19 protein-coding genes and 1 pseudogene are annotated in these 20,057 nt (G+C 36.0%); 15 read left to right on the top strand and 5 right to left on the bottom strand.

The window, feature by feature from the left end:
- Window positions 1-2: 2 nt before the first annotated feature.
- The gene (locus B5E95_RS03225) at window positions 3-1,475 is read right to left on the bottom strand and encodes an APC family permease (RefSeq protein ID WP_087176155.1); all 1,473 of its coding nucleotides are present in this window, start codon (window positions 1,473-1,475) and stop codon (window positions 3-5) included.
- Between the two features lie 226 nt (window positions 1,476-1,701).
- Between B5E95_RS03225 and B5E95_RS03220 the strand changes: the two genes are divergently transcribed.
- The gene (locus B5E95_RS03220; protein WP_087235558.1) at window positions 1,702-3,798 is read left to right on the top strand and encodes a putative ornithine decarboxylase; all 2,097 of its coding nucleotides are present in this window, start codon (window positions 1,702-1,704) and stop codon (window positions 3,796-3,798) included.
- Window positions 3,799-3,813: 15 nt separating this feature from the next.
- Window positions 3,814-5,073 (top strand): methionine gamma-lyase family protein, encoded by a 1,260-nt coding sequence (locus B5E95_RS03215; protein ID WP_014918875.1) that lies wholly within the window; start codon window positions 3,814-3,816, stop codon window positions 5,071-5,073.
- Between the two features lie 64 nt (window positions 5,074-5,137).
- Here B5E95_RS03215 and B5E95_RS03210 read toward each other — a convergent pair whose 3' ends face one another.
- Together B5E95_RS03210 and B5E95_RS03205 are read right to left on the bottom strand one after the other, a co-directional pair.
- On the bottom strand, window positions 5,138-5,821 hold the full coding sequence (locus tag B5E95_RS03210; protein ID WP_087176153.1) for a potassium channel family protein: 684 nt from the start codon (window positions 5,819-5,821) through the stop codon (window positions 5,138-5,140).
- Window positions 5,814-7,154, bottom strand: a complete 1,341-nt coding sequence (locus B5E95_RS03205) for a TrkH family potassium uptake protein (RefSeq protein WP_087235557.1) — start codon at window positions 7,152-7,154, stop codon at window positions 5,814-5,816. Before B5E95_RS03205 ends, B5E95_RS03210 begins: the two co-directional genes overlap by 8 nt.
- A gap of 96 nt (window positions 7,155-7,250) precedes the next feature.
- Between B5E95_RS03205 and recQ the strand changes: the two genes are divergently transcribed.
- Together recQ and B5E95_RS03195 are read left to right on the top strand one after the other, a co-directional pair.
- A complete protein-coding gene (gene recQ / locus B5E95_RS03200) occupies window positions 7,251-9,023 on the top strand; it encodes a DNA helicase RecQ (RefSeq protein ID WP_087235556.1) in 1,773 nt (590 codons plus the stop codon).
- A 92-nt stretch (window positions 9,024-9,115) separates the two neighbouring features.
- Window positions 9,116-9,565 carry a flavodoxin family protein gene (locus tag B5E95_RS03195; protein WP_025005773.1) on the top strand — a complete coding sequence of 150 codons (450 nt, stop codon included), beginning with the start codon at window positions 9,116-9,118 and terminating at the stop codon, window positions 9,563-9,565.
- Window positions 9,566-9,795: 230 nt separating this feature from the next.
- Here the strand turns inward: B5E95_RS03195 and B5E95_RS03190 are convergent, their stop codons facing one another.
- Entirely contained in the window at window positions 9,796-10,428 is a 633-nt protein-coding gene (locus B5E95_RS03190) for a phosphatase PAP2 family protein (RefSeq protein ID WP_025005774.1), read from the bottom strand.
- A gap of 100 nt (window positions 10,429-10,528) precedes the next feature.
- On the opposite strand from B5E95_RS03190, the gene B5E95_RS03185 reads away from it, so the two are divergent.
- From B5E95_RS03185 to B5E95_RS03165, 5 genes are all read left to right on the top strand, one after another.
- Complete coding sequence (locus B5E95_RS03185; RefSeq protein WP_087235555.1) at window positions 10,529-11,143, top strand: sugar O-acetyltransferase; 615 nt, start codon at window positions 10,529-10,531, stop codon at window positions 11,141-11,143.
- A gap of 124 nt (window positions 11,144-11,267) precedes the next feature.
- Entirely contained in the window at window positions 11,268-12,365 is a 1,098-nt protein-coding gene (locus B5E95_RS03180) for a serine hydrolase domain-containing protein (RefSeq protein WP_087235591.1), read from the top strand.
- Between the two features lie 66 nt (window positions 12,366-12,431).
- The gene (locus B5E95_RS03175; RefSeq protein WP_162606871.1) at window positions 12,432-13,259 is read left to right on the top strand and encodes a pyridoxamine kinase; all 828 of its coding nucleotides are present in this window, start codon (window positions 12,432-12,434) and stop codon (window positions 13,257-13,259) included.
- Window positions 13,259-13,816 (top strand): ECF transporter S component, encoded by a 558-nt coding sequence (locus B5E95_RS03170; protein ID WP_087176709.1) that lies wholly within the window; start codon window positions 13,259-13,261, stop codon window positions 13,814-13,816. The genes B5E95_RS03175 and B5E95_RS03170 overlap by 1 nt, the downstream gene beginning before the upstream one ends.
- Before the next feature lie 80 nt (window positions 13,817-13,896).
- A complete protein-coding gene (locus tag B5E95_RS03165; RefSeq protein ID WP_087176708.1) occupies window positions 13,897-15,102 on the top strand; it encodes a L,D-transpeptidase family protein in 1,206 nt (401 codons plus the stop codon).
- 54 nt (window positions 15,103-15,156) lie between these two features.
- On the opposite strand, the pseudogene B5E95_RS03160 reads toward B5E95_RS03165, so the two are convergent.
- Window positions 15,157-16,372: pseudogene (locus B5E95_RS03160) on the bottom strand (MATE family efflux transporter).
- 157 nt (window positions 16,373-16,529) lie between these two features.
- Between B5E95_RS03160 and pepT the strand changes: the two are divergent.
- The 6 genes from pepT to B5E95_RS03130 all read left to right on the top strand — a co-directional run.
- A complete protein-coding gene (gene pepT, locus B5E95_RS03155; protein ID WP_087235553.1) occupies window positions 16,530-17,816 on the top strand; it encodes a peptidase T in 1,287 nt (428 codons plus the stop codon).
- Between the two features lie 5 nt (window positions 17,817-17,821).
- Entirely contained in the window at window positions 17,822-18,034 is a 213-nt protein-coding gene (locus B5E95_RS03150; protein WP_087235590.1) for a hypothetical protein, read from the top strand.
- Window positions 18,034-18,591 (top strand): Fic/DOC family protein, encoded by a 558-nt coding sequence (locus B5E95_RS03145; RefSeq protein ID WP_087235552.1) that lies wholly within the window; start codon window positions 18,034-18,036, stop codon window positions 18,589-18,591. Before B5E95_RS03150 ends, B5E95_RS03145 begins: the two co-directional genes overlap by 1 nt.
- 224 nt (window positions 18,592-18,815) lie before the next feature.
- Complete coding sequence (locus B5E95_RS03140) at window positions 18,816-19,166, top strand: hypothetical protein (RefSeq protein WP_087176705.1); 351 nt, start codon at window positions 18,816-18,818, stop codon at window positions 19,164-19,166.
- Window positions 19,167-19,338: 172 nt separating this feature from the next.
- On the top strand, window positions 19,339-19,602 hold the full coding sequence (locus tag B5E95_RS10855; RefSeq protein ID WP_087235551.1) for a hypothetical protein: 264 nt from the start codon (window positions 19,339-19,341) through the stop codon (window positions 19,600-19,602).
- 87 nt (window positions 19,603-19,689) lie between these two features.
- On the top strand, window positions 19,690-20,057 hold a 368-nt coding region (locus B5E95_RS03130; protein WP_162606870.1), incomplete at its 3' end, for a helix-turn-helix domain-containing protein.

The raw sequence follows: 20,057 nt of genomic DNA, 5'->3' as shown, positions 1-20,057 counted from the left end.
TATTATATATTCATTTCACGTTTTTCTTCGCGCTTACGTAGCCATGGAAGCAAGAATCCTAAACCGAAGAGAACAATTACCGTAATGATATTCATAAGTAATTGGTGGTTAAATGCAGCACTACCAAATGTTGCCTCAGCTTCTTGAGGAATGAATCCTAAAGTTGCACAGATGAAAGTGAAGATCAAGCACCACCAGCCCATAATTAGAGCACCAGTCTTGTTTTTGATAAAGACATAATCTGAATGGAACTTTTCTTGGTGCATTCTTAACATTACGAAAGCAAAGAATACCCAACAAGTCTTATATGGTGAAATAATACCATTAATATTTAAGAGCCAATTATAAATTGAGTTAATGTTTGGCAAAGTACCAGTAAGTAAGAGTAAGAATAATGCTAAGCCACAAGTTAAAGTATATGAGTGAACTGGACGACCGGTCTTATCCTTTTTACCGGTTAACCACTTAGGCATGTATCTATCAGCAACGTCACCAGCAAATACACGGCTTGAAGCATCAAGCAAAACAGCTAATTGAGCCATCATGAAGAGAGCTTGGACAACTGCAAAGATGTACATCAAGATTTTACCCCAACCTAAACTTTCACCTAAAAGTTGGAAAGCGTAGTAAGGACCATTCATCTTGAAGTCATGTGGGATGTGGTGTGCGTTAAAGAACATTGCTAAAGCTAGGGTACCAAAGATAGTTAAGAAACCAGTCATTAATGCCAACATCCACATTGCTTTAGGAAATTCGTGCTTAGGATCACGCATTTGCACAATGTAAGGAGCAGCAAGTTCAGCACCGGACATAGCAAAAATTAATAATCCGGTGGTAGAGAAGTAACGCAAACTAAATGATGGTTTGAATGCACCCCAGTTAAATGGTTGCGTGGCAATATGATGACCATGCATTACTGCCCAAACAGCAAGTAAAACAAAGAGCATGGACATGATGAACATTGCACCACCACCGATTAATGAGAGCAGTTCAAGTGAATTCTTAATGGCATTTTCAATCAAGATAAAGACTAAAATGATTACGAAAGTAAGAATTCCAAACCAGAAAGTAGACATATGCTTGTCTAGCGTGTTGTTTCCTAGAATAATCCAGGAGAATGACACGATGACTGAGTTAGAAACGTCAACTAAGTATGGTACAGTTTGAACCCAATACATCCAAGAAGTCCAGTAACCGAGAGTGTCATTAGATGAATGACGTACCCATGATGCTAAACCTCCGGCCTGATCTGTAAACGTTAATCCCATTTGACTGGACATAAGAGCATAAGGAATAACGTAGGCAAATAAAAGGAAAATCCAAGATACAACTACAGATAATCCTTGGTTTTGAAATGGATAGAAGATGTTTTCAAAACTGATGATAGTAACAAAGTCGATTAATGCGATGACCGGCCAGCTCATATAATGTTTTTTACCGGGCTCAAAATTAATGGTTTCTATTTCCTCTGACATAAAAATATTTTCCTCCAAGTATTTATTCAATTACATTTAAATATCTTTATGTTCAGGGGGCGAACAGGGCAAGTGCACTTGTTTAAAACCTCCAATATTTATATAATATGTACCGTAATTTGTGAAGTGATTCAGAAACTACATAATACTGTAAAAAGATTATAAAGAATTATTTAAGTTTTGCAACTTGAATTCGTAATTTGTAATAAAAATGGAAAGGAAAAGCATGGATTTTTTGAAAATAGCGTTCGGAAGCGGCGTTAATTTAAGCAAAATAAAAAATTGGGAATCAGTTCCTATTGATCGAGTTAAAAATAGTGCAGAAATAGCTGCAATTGTAATTCAAAATAAAGATCCTAATGCGCAAAAGCAAGCCCAAGCGTTAAGAGATCAATCTGGCTTTTCCATTCCAATAATTGAAGTTGATAGGCAAGTTTCAACAGCTGATCGAGAAAAAATTGTTGATCTGGCAAAAAATTATGAACAGAAAATGGTGCCAGGTTTTTTGACTGATCTAATTAATTTTGCGCAGGCAAAACCGATTAGTTTTACTACCCCAGGTCACCATAATGGTCAGTATTATGATAAGCATCCAGCAGGTGTTGTTTTCAATAAGTTCTTTGGTAAGAATTTAATGTTTGCTGATACTAGTGATACTGTGCCTCAGCTGGGTGATACTATGACTCATGCAGGTACACCACTTGATGCTGAAAAATTAGCTGCAAAAACTTATCATGCAGATAAGGTTTACTTCTGTACTAACGGTACAACTAGTGCTAATTCAATTTGTGCCAGCGCACTTTTATCTGAAGGGGATTTGGTTTTATTTGATCGTAATAACCACAAGTCCTTGTATAACAGCGCATTGGTCATGAGCGGTGCTAAGCCGGTTTACATTTCAACTGATCGTAATGCTTTGGGGCTGATTGGTGAGATGGATCCCGACTTTTTGACTGAAGACAAAATTAGAGCTGAAGTAGCAAAAGTTGATCCAGAAAAAGCCAAGGCTAAGCGTCCATTTAGATTAGCAATAGTGCAGGCAGAAACCTATGATGGCGTATTCTATGATGCAAAATGGATTGTAGATCGAATTGGTAAACTTTGCGATTATATTTTGTTTGACTGTGCTTGGGGCGGGTTTGAAGAATTTGTACCAATTATGAGACACTTGTCACCGCTTCTTTTAAATCTGGGACCGGATGATCCGGGAATTTTAGTAACTCAATCCTTGCATAAGCAACAAGCAGGGATGGCTCAAGCTTCACAAATTTTGAAGAAGGATTCGCATATTAAAGGGCAAAAGCGTTATGTGGACCACAAACATTTCAATCATGCTTATTTGAAGTTTGTTACTTCTTCATATGCATATCCGTTATATGCATCCCTTACAGTAAATTCCTATGTCACTGCTGGTGAAGGAAACAAAAAGTGGTGGGCAGACACCCTACGCATGGGCATTGAATGGCGCCAAAAGTTATTAAAGCAATCTAAATTGTTTAAGCCATTAGTACCTGACAATTTTGCTGAAATTCCTACTGCTGATTTAATGAATGAAGCTAAATACTGGAACATGAGTCAAGATGACGATTGGCATGGCTTTAGAAAAATGGGCAGTGGTGAAGCTATGATCGATCCACTCAAGATTACAGTTAAAACTCCGGGCATTGATGTCAAAAATGCTAAGTATGAAGAAACCGGTATTCCTGGTGCGGTAGTTGCAGAATTTTTAATGGAAAATCATATTATTCGTGCCAAAAATGATTTGAATTCTTTGCTGTTTCTTCTAACACCTGGTGATTCACAAGAAGAATTAGATACTTTGCTGGATGCCTTCTTAAAGTTTGAAAAGTATTATGATGAAGATGCTTTGGTAAAGGATGTTTTACCATTTTTATATCAAGAATATCCTGAGCGTTATCATGGTTATACGTTGAAGCAGCTCTGCCAGGAAATGCATGAGTATTATAAAGAAAATAAAACTTTTGTCCTGCAGCAAGAGTTGTTTGCTAAGCCTAATATGCAAAATTACCAAATGACACCGGCTGAAGCTGACCAACTCTTTAAGAAAGATCAAACAGAATTAGTTGATCTTGAAGATGTAGTGGGCAGAACGGCAGCTGAGGGTGCCTTGCCATATCCACCAGGAGTCTTTATCGTTGCACCAGGTGAAAAGTGGGGAGAGATCGATCAAAAATATTTTGAAGTTTTGGCTCATGCGATTGAAAAATTCCCAGGCTTTGTACCAGAAATTCAGGGCGTTTACTTAGAACCACAAGAAGATGGCAGCATAAAAGTGCAAGCTGAAGTTATCAAGGATAGATAAATTAAGGAGTAAGAAATGAGTTTTTCATGGAAAGAAAATTTACCACAAGAATTAAGTGATAAAGTTACTAAAGTAGAAAAAATGATCCAACCTCGCATTGATGAGATTGATGAACAAGTTTTATATAATCAACAACGTGTACTTGATTTGTTTAGAAAGCATCATGTTGGTGAAGAAGATCTCGTGCCTTCAACTGGTTATGGTTACGACGACATTGGCCGTGACAAGATCGAAGATATTTATGCCGATTATTTCAAGACTGATGATGCCTTAGTTAGACCACAATTCGGTTCAGGTACTCATGCCATCACTGTCGGTCTCTTTAGTATGTTGCGCCCAGGCGATACTCTTTACTATTTGACAGGTACCCCGTACGACACAATCCAAGAAGTAATTGGTCTTGCTGGTAATAAACCAGGCAACATGAAGGAATGGGGCATCAATTTCAAGACAACTGAATTAAAGAATGGCGAAGTTGACTATGAAAATGCTAAAAAAGATTTGCAAGACAAGTCAATTAAAGTAGTAGCCATTCAAAGATCTTTGGGTTATGCAACTCGTAAAACTTTTACTATGGACAAAATCAAAAAGATGCTTAAGTTCATCAAGGAAGTTCGTCCTGATGTTAACATCTTTATTGATAACTGCTATGGTGAATTTTCTGAATGTGAAGAACCAACTTTCTACGGCGCAGATATGATGGCAGGTTCACTTTACAAAAATGCGGGTGCTGGTTTAGTAAAGGGTGGCGCATTCTTAGTTGGTCGTCAAGACTTAATCGATGGAGCAGGTTCGCGTTTAACTGTTCCTGGTGCTGGTAAAGGTGAAGGCGCAACTTGGGGCTATTTACGTGATATCTACCAAGGATTCTTCATGGCACCACATACAACTGGTGAGGCACAAAAAGGAATGGTCTTTACAGCTGCATTGTTAGAAGAAATGGGGATGCAAGTATCACCAAAGTGGAGTGATCCACGAAGCGACATTGTGCAAACCGTAACCTTTGGTAAACCAGACCCAATGGTTAAATTCTGTGCGGCTATTCAACATTACTCACCAATGAACTCATTTGTTGATCCAATTCCATATCACCAAGATGGTTATGAAGATGAAGTTGTCATGGCATCAGGTTCATTTGTCGAAGGTTCAACTATTGAACTTTCTTCAGATGGTCCACTTCGTGATCCATACATGCTTTATATTCAAGGCGGTTTGTCTTATGCACATGATAAAATTGCGATTACGCATGCCGTTGAAGAAACCTTTTATAAGTAAATAAAGTTTTGACCAAATTAAAAGGCCTTGAGAAATTCTCAAGGCTTTTTGTAATGCTCTATATTTATTTATCTTCTTGTAAAATTTCATTAATCTTCTGCACGGCTTCATTTGACCCTATCAAAGTGATCCGATCATGCGGATTAATAATGTCAGTAGCAAGAGGAACTTGATTCAATTTACCATTATGAGTGATGCCGATGATGTTCACATCGTAATTTTTACGGAAGTCCAAGTCACCTAATGATTTGTTAAAAAAGCTAGGGTTTTCAACGCTAACTTCGACTAAAGATACGTTTTTAGAAAGATTGAAATAGTTGACGACATTAGGATGAAGCTGATGAAAAATCAATTGTCTGGCCATATCTTGTTCAGGTTCAATGACGTGATCAGCTCCGATCTTTTCTAGAACTAAACGGTGATTATGATTATTAGCTCGGGTAGTAACATCTGGTGCACCAATCTTTTTAGCTAACATAGTAGTGATAATACTACCTTCCACGTTTTCGCCCATAGTAACGAAAACGTGATCAAAAGAACCGATATCAAGATCACGTAATTCCTCTTCATCAGTAGCGTCAGCAATTACAGCATGTGTAACCAAATGAGCGACATCATTAACGACCTCTTCATTTGAATCTACTACTAAAACATCTTGATCAGCTTGTAAAAGCGCCATGGTCAGTGCCATGCCAAACTTTCCTAAACCAAAAACTGCAAAACTTTGTTGTTGATGTAAATTAGCCAATGATAATTTCCTCCTCTGGGTAACGATAACTTTGTTTAGCAGGATGAGATTTGAAAATAGAATACATAAAAGTATAAATGCCAACTCGTCCGATAAACATTAAAGCAATAATAATAATTTTTCCAAATAAATTAAGGTGTGGAGTAAGACCGAGAGTTAATCCAACGGTTCCAAATGCAGAAACTGCTTCAAAAACTGCTTCGATAATGCCATTATGAGGTGAGAGTGGTTGCGTCATAGTTAGCAATAGTGTCGCAAAAATAATTAATAAAATGGCAGAGCAAAATAGGGTTAGGGCACGATTAATATTATTACGAGTGAAGCGACGATGAGAAAATGATGCTTCTTTTCCAGTAAAGGTTGCTAAACTCTGTAAGAATAAAATCCCTATTGTTGACGTTTTAACACCACCCGCAGTAGATCCAGGAGCTCCACCAATGAACATTAAGATAATAGTAATTACAATGCCAGCTGCACTAAGCTTAGTATAAGGAATTGAAGCAAAACCAGCTGTTCTTGGCGTTACTGCTAAAAATAATGTGTTGAAAAATCTCTGAACAGCGTTGAGATTGCCATCAAATTGTTTAAGATTTTGTTCACTAATTAAGAAACCGATTATTGATAATATTAAAATAATTATGCCAACTGTTAATACCAATCGAGTATGTAAGGTAAGCTTATGATGAATGTGATATGTTAACAAGTCACGCCATACTAAGAAACCAAATGAACCAGCACCGATTAAAAGCATAATAATAGTTAGAAAATAGGGATTATTATTAAACTGTTCAAGAGATGGTCCGAATAAATCAAATCCTGCATTACAGTAAGCTGTTATCGAATGAAAGATGCTATACCAAATACCTTTTCCTATCCCTAATCGCGGCTTTAAAGCGATAAAGAGTAATATTGCCCCTATCAGTTGAACGACCAAGGAAAGTTTAATAATCAATTGTACTATTCGAAGTTGAGAAGGACGATTAAGGTTTAATGCTTCTCCAGTTAGCATTCTTGCGCCTAAACTCATTCGTTGATGAGCAAAATTACTGAGCATAACTGCAAAAGTCATGAACCCTAAACCGCCCACTTCGACCAGAATCATGATAATTAATTGACCAAAGAATGACCAATGTGTTGCTGTTGTAACTGTACTCAATCCTGTAACACAAACCGCTGAAGTAGCAGTAAAAAGTGCATCAGAATAATTAGTTGTTTGTCCTGCTTTATTTGCAAAAGGTAGTGATAATAAAATGCTTCCGATAATTATCAGAGTTAAAAAACCAATAGTTAAAGCGAGTGAGAATGTGATACGTCGATGAAAAAGATGTATCAATTTTTTTCCTTCTTTCTTACATATAATACTTCAATTATAATCCTTGATGGACTCTGCTAAAATAAAGAAAATGTTTCAAATAAGTTAGGAAAATTTATGAATCCAGAACAAATTTTAAAACAAACTTTTGGCTATTCTAGTTTTCGTCCCGGTCAAAAGAAAGTAATTGATTTAATTTTAAATAGAAAAAATGTCTTGGCAGTTATGCCAACAGGTGCAGGTAAATCGCTTTGCTATCAAGTTCCTGCTTTAATGAATCCTGGTATTACGCTGGTTATTTCACCGTTAATTTCTTTAATGAAAGATCAAATTGATTCTCTAAAACAAAATGGTATTAACGCCGCGGCATTGAATTCAACCACCCCGCAAGAAGAAGTAAATCCTATTTTACGTCAGGCATATGAGGGAAAAATCAAACTAATTTATATTACGCCTGAGCGTTTGACGATGGATTATTTTAGATATCAGCTTAACTTCTTGGCTGTTGATTTGGTCGCAGTGGATGAAGCGCACTGTATTTCACAGTGGGGCCACGATTTTCGCCCGGCTTATAGACAAATTTTTGAAGGAATTAATTCTCTTAAAAGTAAGCCGAATATTTTAGCATTGACGGCAACCGCCACTCCAGCGGTTCAAGATGATATTGGACAACAGTTAAATATCCAACGAGAGAACTTTATTATTACTTCATTTGCTCGTCCCAATATCAGTTTTAAGGTGGTTAAGTCTCCGCAAAATACTCAGCTTTACATTGCGCAATACATTAAGGCTCATCCTGATGAAGCCGGGATTATTTATACTAATACTCGTAAAAAAGTTGAATCTTTAACGGATTATCTTGCTAAAAAAGAAATTTCAGTAGGCGCTTATCATGGCGGGATGAATGCAAAAGAAAGATCACAAGTGCAAGAGGCGTTTCAATTTGATGAATTTCAAGTAATTGTGGCGACCAACGCTTTTGGTATGGGAATTGATAAAAGTAATGTCCGCTTTGTAGTTCATGCATCAAGCGCTCGCAACATTGAAAGCTATTATCAAGAAGCTGGTCGAGCCGGCCGAGATGGTGAAGAAAGTGAAGCAGTGATGATTTACCATCCAGGGGATTTGCACCAGTATCGCTATTTTATTGAAGAATCAGATGCAGATCAAAAATATAAGGAATTACAATATCAAAAATTCCAGGCGATTACTGATTACGTAAATACCGGTGAATGTCTGCAACAATTTATTGTGCGCTATTTCGGTCAAGATTGTCCGCCTTGTGGTAAATGTTCAAATTGTCTTAATCAAGGTGATTTGAAAGATATCACTACTGATGCCCAAAAGGTTATTGCGTTAGTTTATGAACTTGATGGACGTTTTGGTAAAAATGTCGTAGCTCAATGTTTAGTTGGTTCGACTAATCAGCGGATGCAGGAAATGCATGCGGAGCAATACGAACATTTTAATAGCTTAAAAGTCAGTCAAAAAGAGGCTGTAAGTTTGATTGATTATTTAATTGCCTCTGGATATTTAAAAATTGAAGGGACAAAATACCCTTTGCTCCATGTAACTAACCGCGGCTGGGATGTTTTAGATGGAAAAGCTATAGTAAAACGGCGGATCAGTAAGATTCAAAAGAAGAAGCAAATTTTTGATGAAGATGAAAATGTGAGTCTATTTGACGCTTTGAGAGAAAAACGCAAAGAACTAGCTAAAAAACAAAGAGTTCCTGCATTTATGATCTTTTCGGATCGTAGTTTACATGATATGGCCAAAATTAAGCCACAAAATGAAAATGATTTTTTAGAGGTAAGTGGTGTTGGTCAAGCTAAATTGAAAAAATATGGTCACACAATGCTTAATGTAATTAGACAATTTATAAATTAATAGGTTATTCTTTTTACATTGGCGGCTATAATTGGTAAATTATGATTATAAGGTTATTTATATCTATAAAATAATTAAAGGAAGGGCTAATTATGGCTAAGAAAACGTTAATTTTGTATTATTCATGGTCGGGCAATACTAAGAAATTAGCAGAAAAGATTCATACTCAAATTTCAGATAGTGATCTTAAGGAAGTCGATGCTGTTGACGGCACTTTTGATGCGGATCAATATAAAACCAATGATATCGCTTTAGATCAAATCCAAGCCAATAGTTTTCCAGATATTAAGCTAGATAATATTGATTTTAATAATTATGATTTAATTTTAATTGGTAGTCCTGTTTGGTCAGGCTATCCAGCAACTCCAATCAAGACCTTATTAGATCAAATGAAGGGATATCAAGGAGAAGTAGCCTCATTCTTTACTTCCGCAGGAGCTAATCGCAAGGCATATGTTAACCACTTTAAAAAATGGGCTAAAGATTTAAATGTGATTGGCGTAGCTGAAAATGACAGTAAAATCACTGAATGGGTAAATTAATTTTAGTTTCAATAAAATCAAAACAAACCACTTTATATTTCTTATTTAATCTGTTATCATAATAGCGGAGCGTGTGATGAGCGCTCCGAGGATGAAAAGGCTAGGCAAGATGTCTCTTATGGCATTTGCTGATAGGAAGAAATTTGAAGGTGTAGAAAAGCCACTAAGGACATTTTCCTTAGTGACTTTTTTTGTGCATAAAAAAACGCTAGAAAACTAGCGTTTTGGTTTTAAAAGTTATTTTTAGAAGTTCTAGGAGTAACTTTATCCCAGATAGCATCGATAATGCCAACCCACATTGCTCCAAGAGCAACAGAGCCACAAACATCTGATGGGAAGTGAGCATAAAGATATACTCTTGAAATCATGACTAAAATCAGCCAAACGATTAATAAAACATTCAACCAAATCTTGGCAGTTCTATTTCTTACTAATGCTGGGATTAAAATCATCATTAACCAAAAGACGATAATTGCCATTCCTAATGTGTGACCACTAGGAAAACTGAAGCCATCATCTACGGCCAAGTGTTGCACAGGGCGGGCACGTTGAATAATGTGTTTTACCACCCATCCAAAAGCATCTGCAGTAATTAAAGTAATTACGATACTAAGCGAAAGAGGGCGTTGCTTTTTAATCCATAAAATAATGGCGATTAAAATCATCCATACTAAATCAACTTTAGTATCTGCTAAAAAAGTAATCTTTTTCATAATGCCTTGTAGATTAGGAATGGTATGAACAATTTGTTCAAAGAAATTGTCAAAACCATTAATCCAGCTGGCATGAATCATGATTGAGATTGCCAAGATCAAAAAGACAGGCAATCCAATACAAATAGCTGTAATATTTTTCTTTTGCATTTTTTCCTCTTTAATATATTATTTTTTAACAACAGTAACGAGTTTATCATATAATTATTATTAATGATCAAAAAATTAAAAAGAATGCGGAAAAATAATTATGGAAGAAAATACTAAGAACATGCTCGCTGGTAAACCATATCGCCCTGATACCGAAGAATTGGGACATTTTTCTAGTTTGGCACATCGTTTATCACGAGATTATAATTTGACAACTGATGAAGATAAGTTAGAAAGAAAAGCTATTATTGATCGGCTTTTTCCGGATCACGGAGAAGGGGTTTATTTGCAAGGACCGATCGAGGTAGATTATGGTCGCTTTACTAAATTAGGTGATCATTTTTATGCTAATTTTAATTTAACGATTCTGGATACTTGTCCAATTACCATTGGTGATAATGTGATGTGTGGCCCTAATGTTACTTTTGCTACACCTTTGCATCCCTTACTACCTGAACAAAGAAATCCTAGAATGCAAGCAGATGGCAAAATGGCAGATATTGAATATGGTGCACCTATTAAGGTAGGGAATAATTGCTGGTTGGCCAGCAACGTTACTGTTTGTGCAGGAGTGACGATTGGCGACAACTGTGTAATTGGAGCAGGTGCTGTAGTTACGCATGATATTCCAGATAATTCCTTAGCAGTGGGAGTTCCAGCTAAAGTTATCCGCAAAATCACGGAAAAAGATCATTTAGATGACTATCCATATTAAGTATGAATAATTTTTATCTAATCTGTAACTTCACTGAAAAAAATAATTGCTAATATATTTTATAAAGAACTGATCGATTCTGGAGGGAATTAAAACGAAAAAAATTAATTTAAGAAAGGCATTGATTAAAACAGCCGCTTCCCTTACTGTGGCTGCCTCTTTACCAATAGGTGGGTTAGCAGTCGCTAATCAAGTAAATGCCGCAAGTTATAATCAAACTGAAATGCGTAGTTTTGTTAGAAGTACACTGGCTAATTATTATGCACGAGGTACTACCGTAATTATTAAAGATGGTCATCCACAACAAATTAGTTATGGCTATGGCTATTATGGCAAGCGTCTTGGTGCTGGAAATAGAAAGGTCGTTTATCCTGTTTGTTCATTGCAAAAGGTAATTACGGCTGCAATGATTACACAATTAATCTATGCCGGAAAGTTTAATCAAGATACTAAAATTTCAACTTGGTATCCCAACTTAAAGGGCTCATCAGATATTACCGTTGGTAATTTGATGACGCACACTTCAGGACTTAAGGCTAGTGACACGGAAGTTAACCGTGGGTCCGTAGTTTCTGAAGCTAGTGCCATCAATTGGGTGGTTGATAAGTTAAATTCTACTAGTCAAAATAAACCAGGCAATTTTTCTTATAATAATACCAACTATATTTTGTTAGCAGGAATTATTCGTCAAGTTACAGGCAAATCATATAAAGATAATGTTAAAGAACGAATTATTAATCCACTTAATTTAAAGAGAACTTACTTCTTGGAAGATGTTCCAGCTGGTATGACTGATGGTATTTCTTATACTTGGAATCGGAAAAATTATCAATGGGCACAATATGTTAAAAAACAACAAGCTTCTCAATTAGTTGGTGCAGGTAATTTGTTCTCTACACCAATGGATTACTACCGTATTCAAGTTGGACTTACAAATGGAAAGATTTTGAATAAAACCGAGTATAATTACATGACTAACTTGAGTTCTAAATCTCCAAATGGTTATTCAGGTGGTATGTATATCAAGAATAACGGTACCTTGAAGTCAGCATATGGTAACTTATACAACACTCACTTTGGTAATTGGATTCAAATGACATCTGATAATCAAAATGGTTTAATCATGTTTTTAAATCAAACTCAAAATGATGAAAATAGAAACAAAGCAATTGGTTACCAAATTTTAAATCATATCAAACCAAATACATTCAATGCACGTTAAATTTTAATGTTTCCTGCTATTAACTATGTTAAGCTAATAGCAGGATTTTTTGATTGGAGTGAAAAAATGATTGATGGGGGAGTATTAATCAGTCAAGATTTATCATGTATGGGGCAAGTTTCATTGAGTGTTGCCCTGCCAATTTTGGGTGCATGTGGGTTGAAGCCCACTGTATTACCGACTGCAATTTTATCAACGCATACTGGTGGTTTTGGCAATAATACATATTTAGATTTAAGTCATGAAATGACTCAAATCACTAAACATTGGCAAGAATTAGATATAAGTTTTAAAGCAGCGTATTTAGGTTATTTAGGTGAAAATGCATTAGATTTTTGGCTGCAAAATAAAGAGTTACTTAGTCAAAAAATTATTTTAATAGATCCGGCGATGGCGGATCATGGCAAAATGTATCGTGGCTTAAGCCAGCAGTATATTGAAAAAATGCGGCAATTGGTTACTAAGGCTACAATTTTAACGCCAAATATTACTGAAGCTGCATTTTTATTAGGAAAAAAAGCTGAAGAGAATTCCATTCAAACGGCTACAAGTTTAGCGCAAGAATTATCGACTAAATTTGATATTCCTAATGTAATTATCACTGGAATAGATTTGTCAGATGAAAAAATCGGAGAAGTGGGCATTACTGAAGGAAAAGAATGGTCACTAACCCAGAGAAGATTGCCAGGAAGCTTCTTTGGTACCGGCGACATTTTTGCGAGTGTCTTTTTAGCGGCATTTATGCATCAATATAGTTTAAAAGAAAGTTGCTCTATTGCGGCTGATTTTGTGGAACGAGCTATTTTGAATACTACTAAGCAGGATCCGCGTTTAGGGCCGAATTATGCGGCAGGATTAAGTTGGCTATTAGAAAAGGTGGGGAATAGAAAATAATGAAAACAGATAAAAATTCTTTACAAGCATTGATTTTTACCGGATTATTTGCAGCAATTATTTATATTGGTATCTGGGTCTTACGAATTCCTGTACCTGCTATGGTAGGTCGACCATTTATTCATTTTGGCAATACTTTGACGGCAGTAGCTATTCTTTATTTGGGTTATCGCAATGGGATGATTGCCGGAATTATTGGTTTAGGTGGTTTTGATTTATTAAATGGTTATGCTGCTACATCATGGCTCACTATGCTTGAAGTTGTTGTGGTTGCGACAGTTTTGAGCTTAATTTTTAAAGGGATGAATTATCAAGATAGTAAGAAGAATATTATCATTTTAGGTATTGTTGCCGGTGTGACTAAAATTTTTACTACATATTGCGTTTCAATTGTTGAAGCATTAATGGTAGGAACGAGCTTGCAAGTAGCATATATTGGTGCATTTGTAAGTTTGCCTGCAACCGTAATTAACTCAATTTCAACTGCAATTTGTACGCCAATATTATATTTTGCATTGAAGGATGCGACGAGAGTTATCATGAAAAAAGCCAAATAAAAACATAAGATTTTACACATGTGTTCTTGGGTGCTATATTTAAACTATTAGCTTACTTATGGGAATAAAGGTAGAATAGTATGAACGAGGATCTAAAAAGAAAAAATAAACGAAGCAATCTAATCATATTAATAATTGGTATTTTAGTTGTGGTCGGCATTATTGCAGGTTTTGGTATTCACAATCATCGTGTAGCCAGTCAAGCTGCAGCGGAGAAGTATGCACGAACACACTTTAATCCAAATGTTAAAATCGATGGTGTGAAGGTCGGCAAATTAACTGTTGCTAAGGCAACTGCTAAGGTAAATAAAAAAGCTAAAAATCATGTGCAATTAAGAAATGAAAAATTGGTTTATAGCTATAATACGACCGCACCGACAATCGATGAGGCAGAAACTGAAGCACTGTTTAAAAAGCAACAAACTAAGACGCCTTCAGATCAAGCCTATAATTTTACTACTAAAAATTTAGCTACTGCTAAGAAGAAGTTGAATGCGTTAAAGAAGGCTGAATTGACTTACAAAATTAATGGCAAGAGTTATCAGTTAAAGGCCAAAGATCTTTTAAATGATGTCAGCTACCGAGATGGTAAATATCAATTTGGCGATACATCTAAATTAACTGAAAAATTAAACCAAATTGATAAAGAAGTTTCCACTTTGCATAAAAGCTATAAGTTTACGGTTCCTACTGGTAATAAGGTTAAGGGTAAGACAATTACCGTTAAAAATAAGACTTGGGGCTGGGGTGTTTATGTTAAAAAGGCTCGTCGTTTGATCTTACAAGCTTTTGCAGATGGGAAAACCACTTTTGATGGTGCTGATGCAATTTATGGTTTAGGCTATAGTACTTACGCTCATGGTTACGGTAAGAGTAATCATGAAATCGGCAATACTTATGCAGTTGTTTCATTAAAGAAGCAAGAGGTTTGGCTTGTTAGAAAAGGTAAGTTAGCTGCACATTTGGATGATGTAGTTACTGGTACAATGGAAGGTAGCAAGGGTGATCAAACTCCACGTGGTGTTTGGTACATTCACTACAAGGAATCTCCAAGTATTTTGCGTGGTACCAATGACGATGGTTCAAGTTATGCTTCACCAGTTAAATACTGGATGCCATTTACTTTAAGTGGTTGTGGTTTCCATGATGCTAGTTGGAGAACCGATTGGAGTAAGAAGGCCTACTTAAGAGGTGGCTCACATGGCTGTGTCAATGTTAAGCCTAGCGAGATTAGAAAAGTTTGGAATAACATTTCTAAGAATGAACCAGTTATTATTTATGAATAATTGAGATAAAAATAAGACCTGCGGAATATCAAATTCTGCAGGTCTTTTATTGTTTTATTTCTTTAACTTATCTTTTAGATCTAGACTCTTTTTAAACATGAAGTAACCGATAATCCAGGTTAGAATATCACTTGCTGCTTGGGACCAAACGATACCATGATAGCCTAAAGTACTCTTCAAAATTTCTAACACAATGAAATAAATGATGCCCTGACGAGTAATTGCCATAACGAAGGCTCCACGGGCATTCCCAATTGATTGGAAAACTGTAGTATAAACTAAAATAATTCCAACAAACGGGGTAGTAATAATCGTGGCAATTAACATGTAGCTACCAGCTGAAACAATTGAGGCTTGATTCATAAATAGTGCAGTCACTGGTTTGGCAAAGATGATCAGTAAGCCACCAACGATAATTGCATATGCTACTAAAACTAGAGTATCAAAGCGTAAAATGTCTTTTAATCGTTGCCAGTTTTTAGCACCATAATTATAACCAATCAATGGCTGTGCACCGAAGGCAAAGCCAACAATAACTAAAATGACGATGCTATAAATTTTTTGAGTGATTCCCATAGCGGCAACTTTGTTAGCACCGTATGCGGCAAGAGACGAGGTAAGTAAAGCCATACCAAAACTTTGAGCAAAGTTGGTAATTGACCCCGGGATACCAATGGCAATCACGTCCTTAATATTTTGCCCAGAAATCTTCATAATTTTCGGATTTAAGCTAATGTAGAATAATAGCTAAAATAGTTCCTATCATTGTGCTGAGCATGGCCTCAAAAGCTAAGCCTTCAGTTCGAATTAGGTTTTGTGGAACTAAAGAAAAGATGATAAATACCAATCCCAGAGCGATAATCCGATAAAAGTCAAAAGCATATGAATAAGTAGATGCTTTGGCTCCTAGAAGGATCAAAATTGGTTTGGCAAAAACTAGAAGTAAAAATGTCAAAATAATACCAACAATCACAGATCCGAATAAACAAAAACTGCTGATTCTTTTGCTTAGATCATAACGCTTTTCACCAAAAAGACGTGAAATTAGACTACTGCCGCCGAGTCCAAAAATATCAGAAACAGCAATTAAAAAGGTAAATAGCGGAGCGCCAATCGTAACTCCGGCCACCAAGTCAGTATTACCAGTCTTAGCTACAAACATCGTGTCAGCTAAGTTATAAATCATTGTGGTAATCATCCCTAGCACCACAGGGAAGGCTAATTTAAAATGGACTTTTTTAATAGGTGCTTTTGCAAATAATTCATCCATAAGTTTTTCCTATTCTCATTCAAATAATTCTTACATTTCATTATATTCTTTTTTGAATCTACTTATGGTTGCGATTTATGAAAAATCCTTTAATTCATAAAAGTAATCTATTATACTGAATACAATATGAAATTAAAATGAAAAGGCGGCGTGAGATATGAGTTTCTATAATTTAAATTACGAACAAAATAAATTTATTCATTATGCTAAGGAAAATACGCGTTCTTTCTTTGAGAATCATGACCAAATTCCATCATCACATGGTCAAGTTGTATTAGCTAAAGAGTTGGTACAAGAATTAAAAGATATGGGACTCGACGCATATTACAATGATAAAACAGCCTTTGCTATTGGAAAATTAGCTAAAAATACAATTGATGAGGTTACACCGATTGGCTTTTTTGCGCATGTTGATACTGCAGATTTTAATGCTGAAAATATTAAGCCCCAAGTTCATTCTGATTATGATGGAGAAAAGGTTTATTTAGACAAAGATGAAGGAATAGTTCTCGATCCTGCAGAATTTCCGGATTTGTTAAATTTAAAAGGCCAAAGATTAATTACTTCAGATGGTCATACTTTATTGGGTGTTGATGACAAAGCTGGTATTGTTGGGGCACTCTCCATGCTACGCTATTTGGTAGAACATCCCGATGTTAAACATGGAGATGTATATATTGCTTTTGGCCCTGATGAAGAAATTGGCTGCGGCGGTAAATATTTTGATCCGCACGATTTTCCTGGCGTAGAATTTGCCTATACTTTAGATAATGGCCGCCCCGGTGATTTTTCTTATGATACCTTTAATGCTTCTGAAGCTACTATTCATATTAAAGGAACCGTTGTGCATCCCGGTGAAGCTTACGGCCTAATGGTCAATGCCACCACATTAATGAACGAATTTTTATCAGCATTACCGCAAGATGAAGTTCCAGAAAAATCACGCAATCATGAGGGCTTTTTCTTAGTTACTGATGCTACAAGCACGGTAGACCATGCGGATATTAGTATGATAATTCGTGATTTTGAATGGGATAAATTCATTGCAAAAGAGAATTTAATCAAAGAAATCGTTCAGAAGCTGAATGAAAAATATGGCAGCGATCGCTTTACTGTTAAGATTCGTCGTCAATATGAGAACATCTATAATGGATTAAAGGATAAGCCATATATCGTCAACTTAGCTTTAGATGCTTATCGCAAGTGTGGTCTGACACCACATGTTCAATCATTTAGAGGCGGTACTGATGGTAACTTTATTACGCCAAAAGGCATTCCGACTCCGAACTTATTCAATGGTGGTGGTAATTATCATGGCCGGTATGAATATGTAACCGTAGAACAAATAGATAAATTGGCAGAAGTGTTGACGATGATAATTACAGAGCACTTGCGTCAAAGTCGTGAGGGCAGAGATGAACGCCCACTTGAGAAATATTGGTAGATAAAATGCAAGATTATAAACTAGAAATTGATGTAGATAAACAAACAATCCAAGGAGTAACAATTCCTGATCCCCAAATGTTTCAACAAATTTGTTTTGTAGTAAAGAATAATCACTTAGAGGGTTGGAAGCCGGAAACTAAAGATATTGCACGGTTAGTTGACCAGGCAAATAAGTCAGATCAAAGTATTATTGATGAAATCAATGAGGCATTTTAATGGCAGAAGATTGGATTTCAGTGACTCTTTATCCTAATGGAACGATGAAGAATAAGTTGGGGATTAGGGATGCAGCAGAATTAGCAGACTTGGAATTTCAAATTTCAGCTGAGCGAGAATTATTGCTGTTAAAGGAAAAAGTTAAAGTAGGCCAAATTGAAGACTTAAAGAAAATTCATAAGATAATGTTCTCACCTTTATATGAATGGGCGGGACATTACCGCAAGGGTGATTTTCGTAAAGGAAATACCGTCTTTTTTCCTCGTGAACGCTTTGACTACGCCGAAGAGGATATTAACGAAGCTATTTCTAATTTACCGAAAAAAGGACCATTGACTGCTGAAAATTATGCGAGTTTGATCGACAAGATTAATTTCTTTCATCCCTTTAGAGAAGGTAATGGTCGGAGCACGAGAACTTTTTTGCAACTACTTGCCTTAGAACATGGACAGGCAATTGATTATCCGCTAACAAACGAGGCAATGATCGTGGCAGAAAACGAAGCTGATATTGCCAAAATTGCATTGCTACTCAAAGTAAAGGCACTTGCTGAATAAAAGATTAAAACCATTTAACAAATCAACAATTTAGAACTACTATAACAGGTGGCTGGATGAGCATCCTTCCTCCTTTAGAAGTGAAATAAGCAATTAAAAAATTTCTTCATTCCATCATCTTGCTAAAGAGCGACAACTGTGTGCGTTTGCCGCTCTTTTTCTTATGAAAATGCGTCGATACAAGTAAAAAATGTTATAGTGGACACGGAAGGAAGAATTTTCAGATGATTGATATATACAATGAGAGTTTAGCAAAATATGCAGATGGAGATCGTCATATCTTTACTGCGAAGTTTCTACGTCCTGACGATCATAAAGGGATCTTTACTGAGTTAACTGTCGATAATGAAGATAATGTAGTGGTTAAACAAATTGCCCTTCATATGACTAAGGCATTCAAAGACTTAAATCTAGAAGAGGGCGATGTAATTCAATTTGAAGGCATCGTGAAGAAGAATACGCGCGATGAATATACAGTTGAACGTCCTACAAGAGCTGAAAAAATCAGTAGTGCTGATAACAGTGATAGCAAAGTTCACGTTATGGGCAACGATTGGGATTGGTTTGAAAAGTAAAAAAATATCATATTTTTGATGAGAAGCATGTCAAGTTGGCATGCTTTTTTTGCATCTTGGGGTAATTTTTTGACCACTTGGCAAAATTGAGTTGAAAATTAAAAACAGGGGGGTAAAATTAAAAATAAATAAAAATATGATAGTTTCAATAATATGATGGATGTGAGTATGAATGAATATTAAGGGGTTTTACGAGATACATAGGGGACGCTTTATCTTAGTCTTCGCCATGGTAACAATCGGCATGGCAATAGACGCTAGTACACAATATTTAATGACGCCAGCCTACAATAATTTGAAAAATTTGAATTTTAGCGGCTTTTTATTCTTTTTAATTCTTTCACAAGTATTAGATTTGATGCGCTTACTTTTAATGAAAAACGCCCGAAAATCCCCGTATTTTAATGCGGGGATGGATAGGGCCAAGCTGACCTAGCAGTCAGCTTTTTTTATTCTAAAAATAGAGACATACGTTCGACTTCCCTGTAAAATATAAATATCTAATCTATGAGGAGGTGAAATCATGAAAAGAATGAGCAGCTTAGCCTATCATTTTGGCGTTAAGCTTCGCTTTTATCCTAGTTCTAAGCAAAAGAAAATCATTAAGTTGAACTATGATGCGCAACGCTTTGTCTACAACTCTTATGTAGGACGCAATCGAAGCAATTATCATGCTAAGCACTACTTAGCTGTTAGACAATATCAAGCAATGCCCTTTGCTTTTTCTATTCTTAATAATTATGAGACTAAGCTAGCAGAAGAAGTAGTCGCCAATAGCGAACTATTGGCTAAGCCTAAGAATATCCGCGATACTTATAGCTTTTTACGCGTTAAAGAAATTGATAGCCTCGCTATTGCCAACGCTATTCAGAACTACCAGAAAGCTTGGAG

The sequence above is a fragment of the Lactobacillus gallinarum genome (assembly GCF_002160635.1).
GTDB lineage: Bacteria > Bacillota > Bacilli > Lactobacillales > Lactobacillaceae > Lactobacillus > Lactobacillus gallinarum.
The sequence above is the reverse complement of the archived record's forward strand: the minus strand, read 5'-3'. Positions and strand labels throughout refer to the sequence as shown.

What these genes read in the sequence shown, in the direction of transcription:
- B5E95_RS03140 (WP_087176705.1), top strand. Translation starts at nt 18,816, where the DNA reads ATGATTGATATATACAATGAGAGTTTAGCAAAATATGCAGATGGAGAT.
- pepT (WP_087235553.1), top strand. Translation starts at nt 16,530, where the DNA reads ATGAGTTTCTATAATTTAAATTACGAACAAAATAAATTTATTCATTAT.
- B5E95_RS03215 (WP_014918875.1), top strand. Translation starts at nt 3,814, where the DNA reads ATGAGTTTTTCATGGAAAGAAAATTTACCACAAGAATTAAGTGATAAA.
- B5E95_RS03170 (WP_087176709.1), top strand. Translation starts at nt 13,259, where the DNA reads ATGAAAACAGATAAAAATTCTTTACAAGCATTGATTTTTACCGGATTA.
- B5E95_RS03220 (WP_087235558.1), top strand. Translation starts at nt 1,702, where the DNA reads ATGGATTTTTTGAAAATAGCGTTCGGAAGCGGCGTTAATTTAAGCAAA.
- B5E95_RS03175 (WP_162606871.1), top strand. Translation starts at nt 12,432, where the DNA reads ATGATTGATGGGGGAGTATTAATCAGTCAAGATTTATCATGTATGGGG.
- B5E95_RS03185 (WP_087235555.1), top strand. Translation starts at nt 10,529, where the DNA reads ATGGAAGAAAATACTAAGAACATGCTCGCTGGTAAACCATATCGCCCT.
- recQ (WP_087235556.1), top strand. Translation starts at nt 7,251, where the DNA reads ATGAATCCAGAACAAATTTTAAAACAAACTTTTGGCTATTCTAGTTTT.
- B5E95_RS03145 (WP_087235552.1), top strand. Translation starts at nt 18,034, where the DNA reads ATGGCAGAAGATTGGATTTCAGTGACTCTTTATCCTAATGGAACGATG.
- B5E95_RS10855 (WP_087235551.1), top strand. Translation starts at nt 19,339, where the DNA reads ATGAATATTAAGGGGTTTTACGAGATACATAGGGGACGCTTTATCTTA.
- B5E95_RS03150 (WP_087235590.1), top strand. Translation starts at nt 17,822, where the DNA reads ATGCAAGATTATAAACTAGAAATTGATGTAGATAAACAAACAATCCAA.
- B5E95_RS03225 (WP_087176155.1), bottom strand. Translation starts at nt 1,475, where the DNA reads ATGTCAGAGGAAATAGAAACCATTAATTTTGAGCCCGGTAAAAAACAT.
- B5E95_RS03165 (WP_087176708.1), top strand. Translation starts at nt 13,897, where the DNA reads ATGAACGAGGATCTAAAAAGAAAAAATAAACGAAGCAATCTAATCATA.
- B5E95_RS03190 (WP_025005774.1), bottom strand. Translation starts at nt 10,428, where the DNA reads ATGCAAAAGAAAAATATTACAGCTATTTGTATTGGATTGCCTGTCTTT.
- B5E95_RS03195 (WP_025005773.1), top strand. Translation starts at nt 9,116, where the DNA reads ATGGCTAAGAAAACGTTAATTTTGTATTATTCATGGTCGGGCAATACT.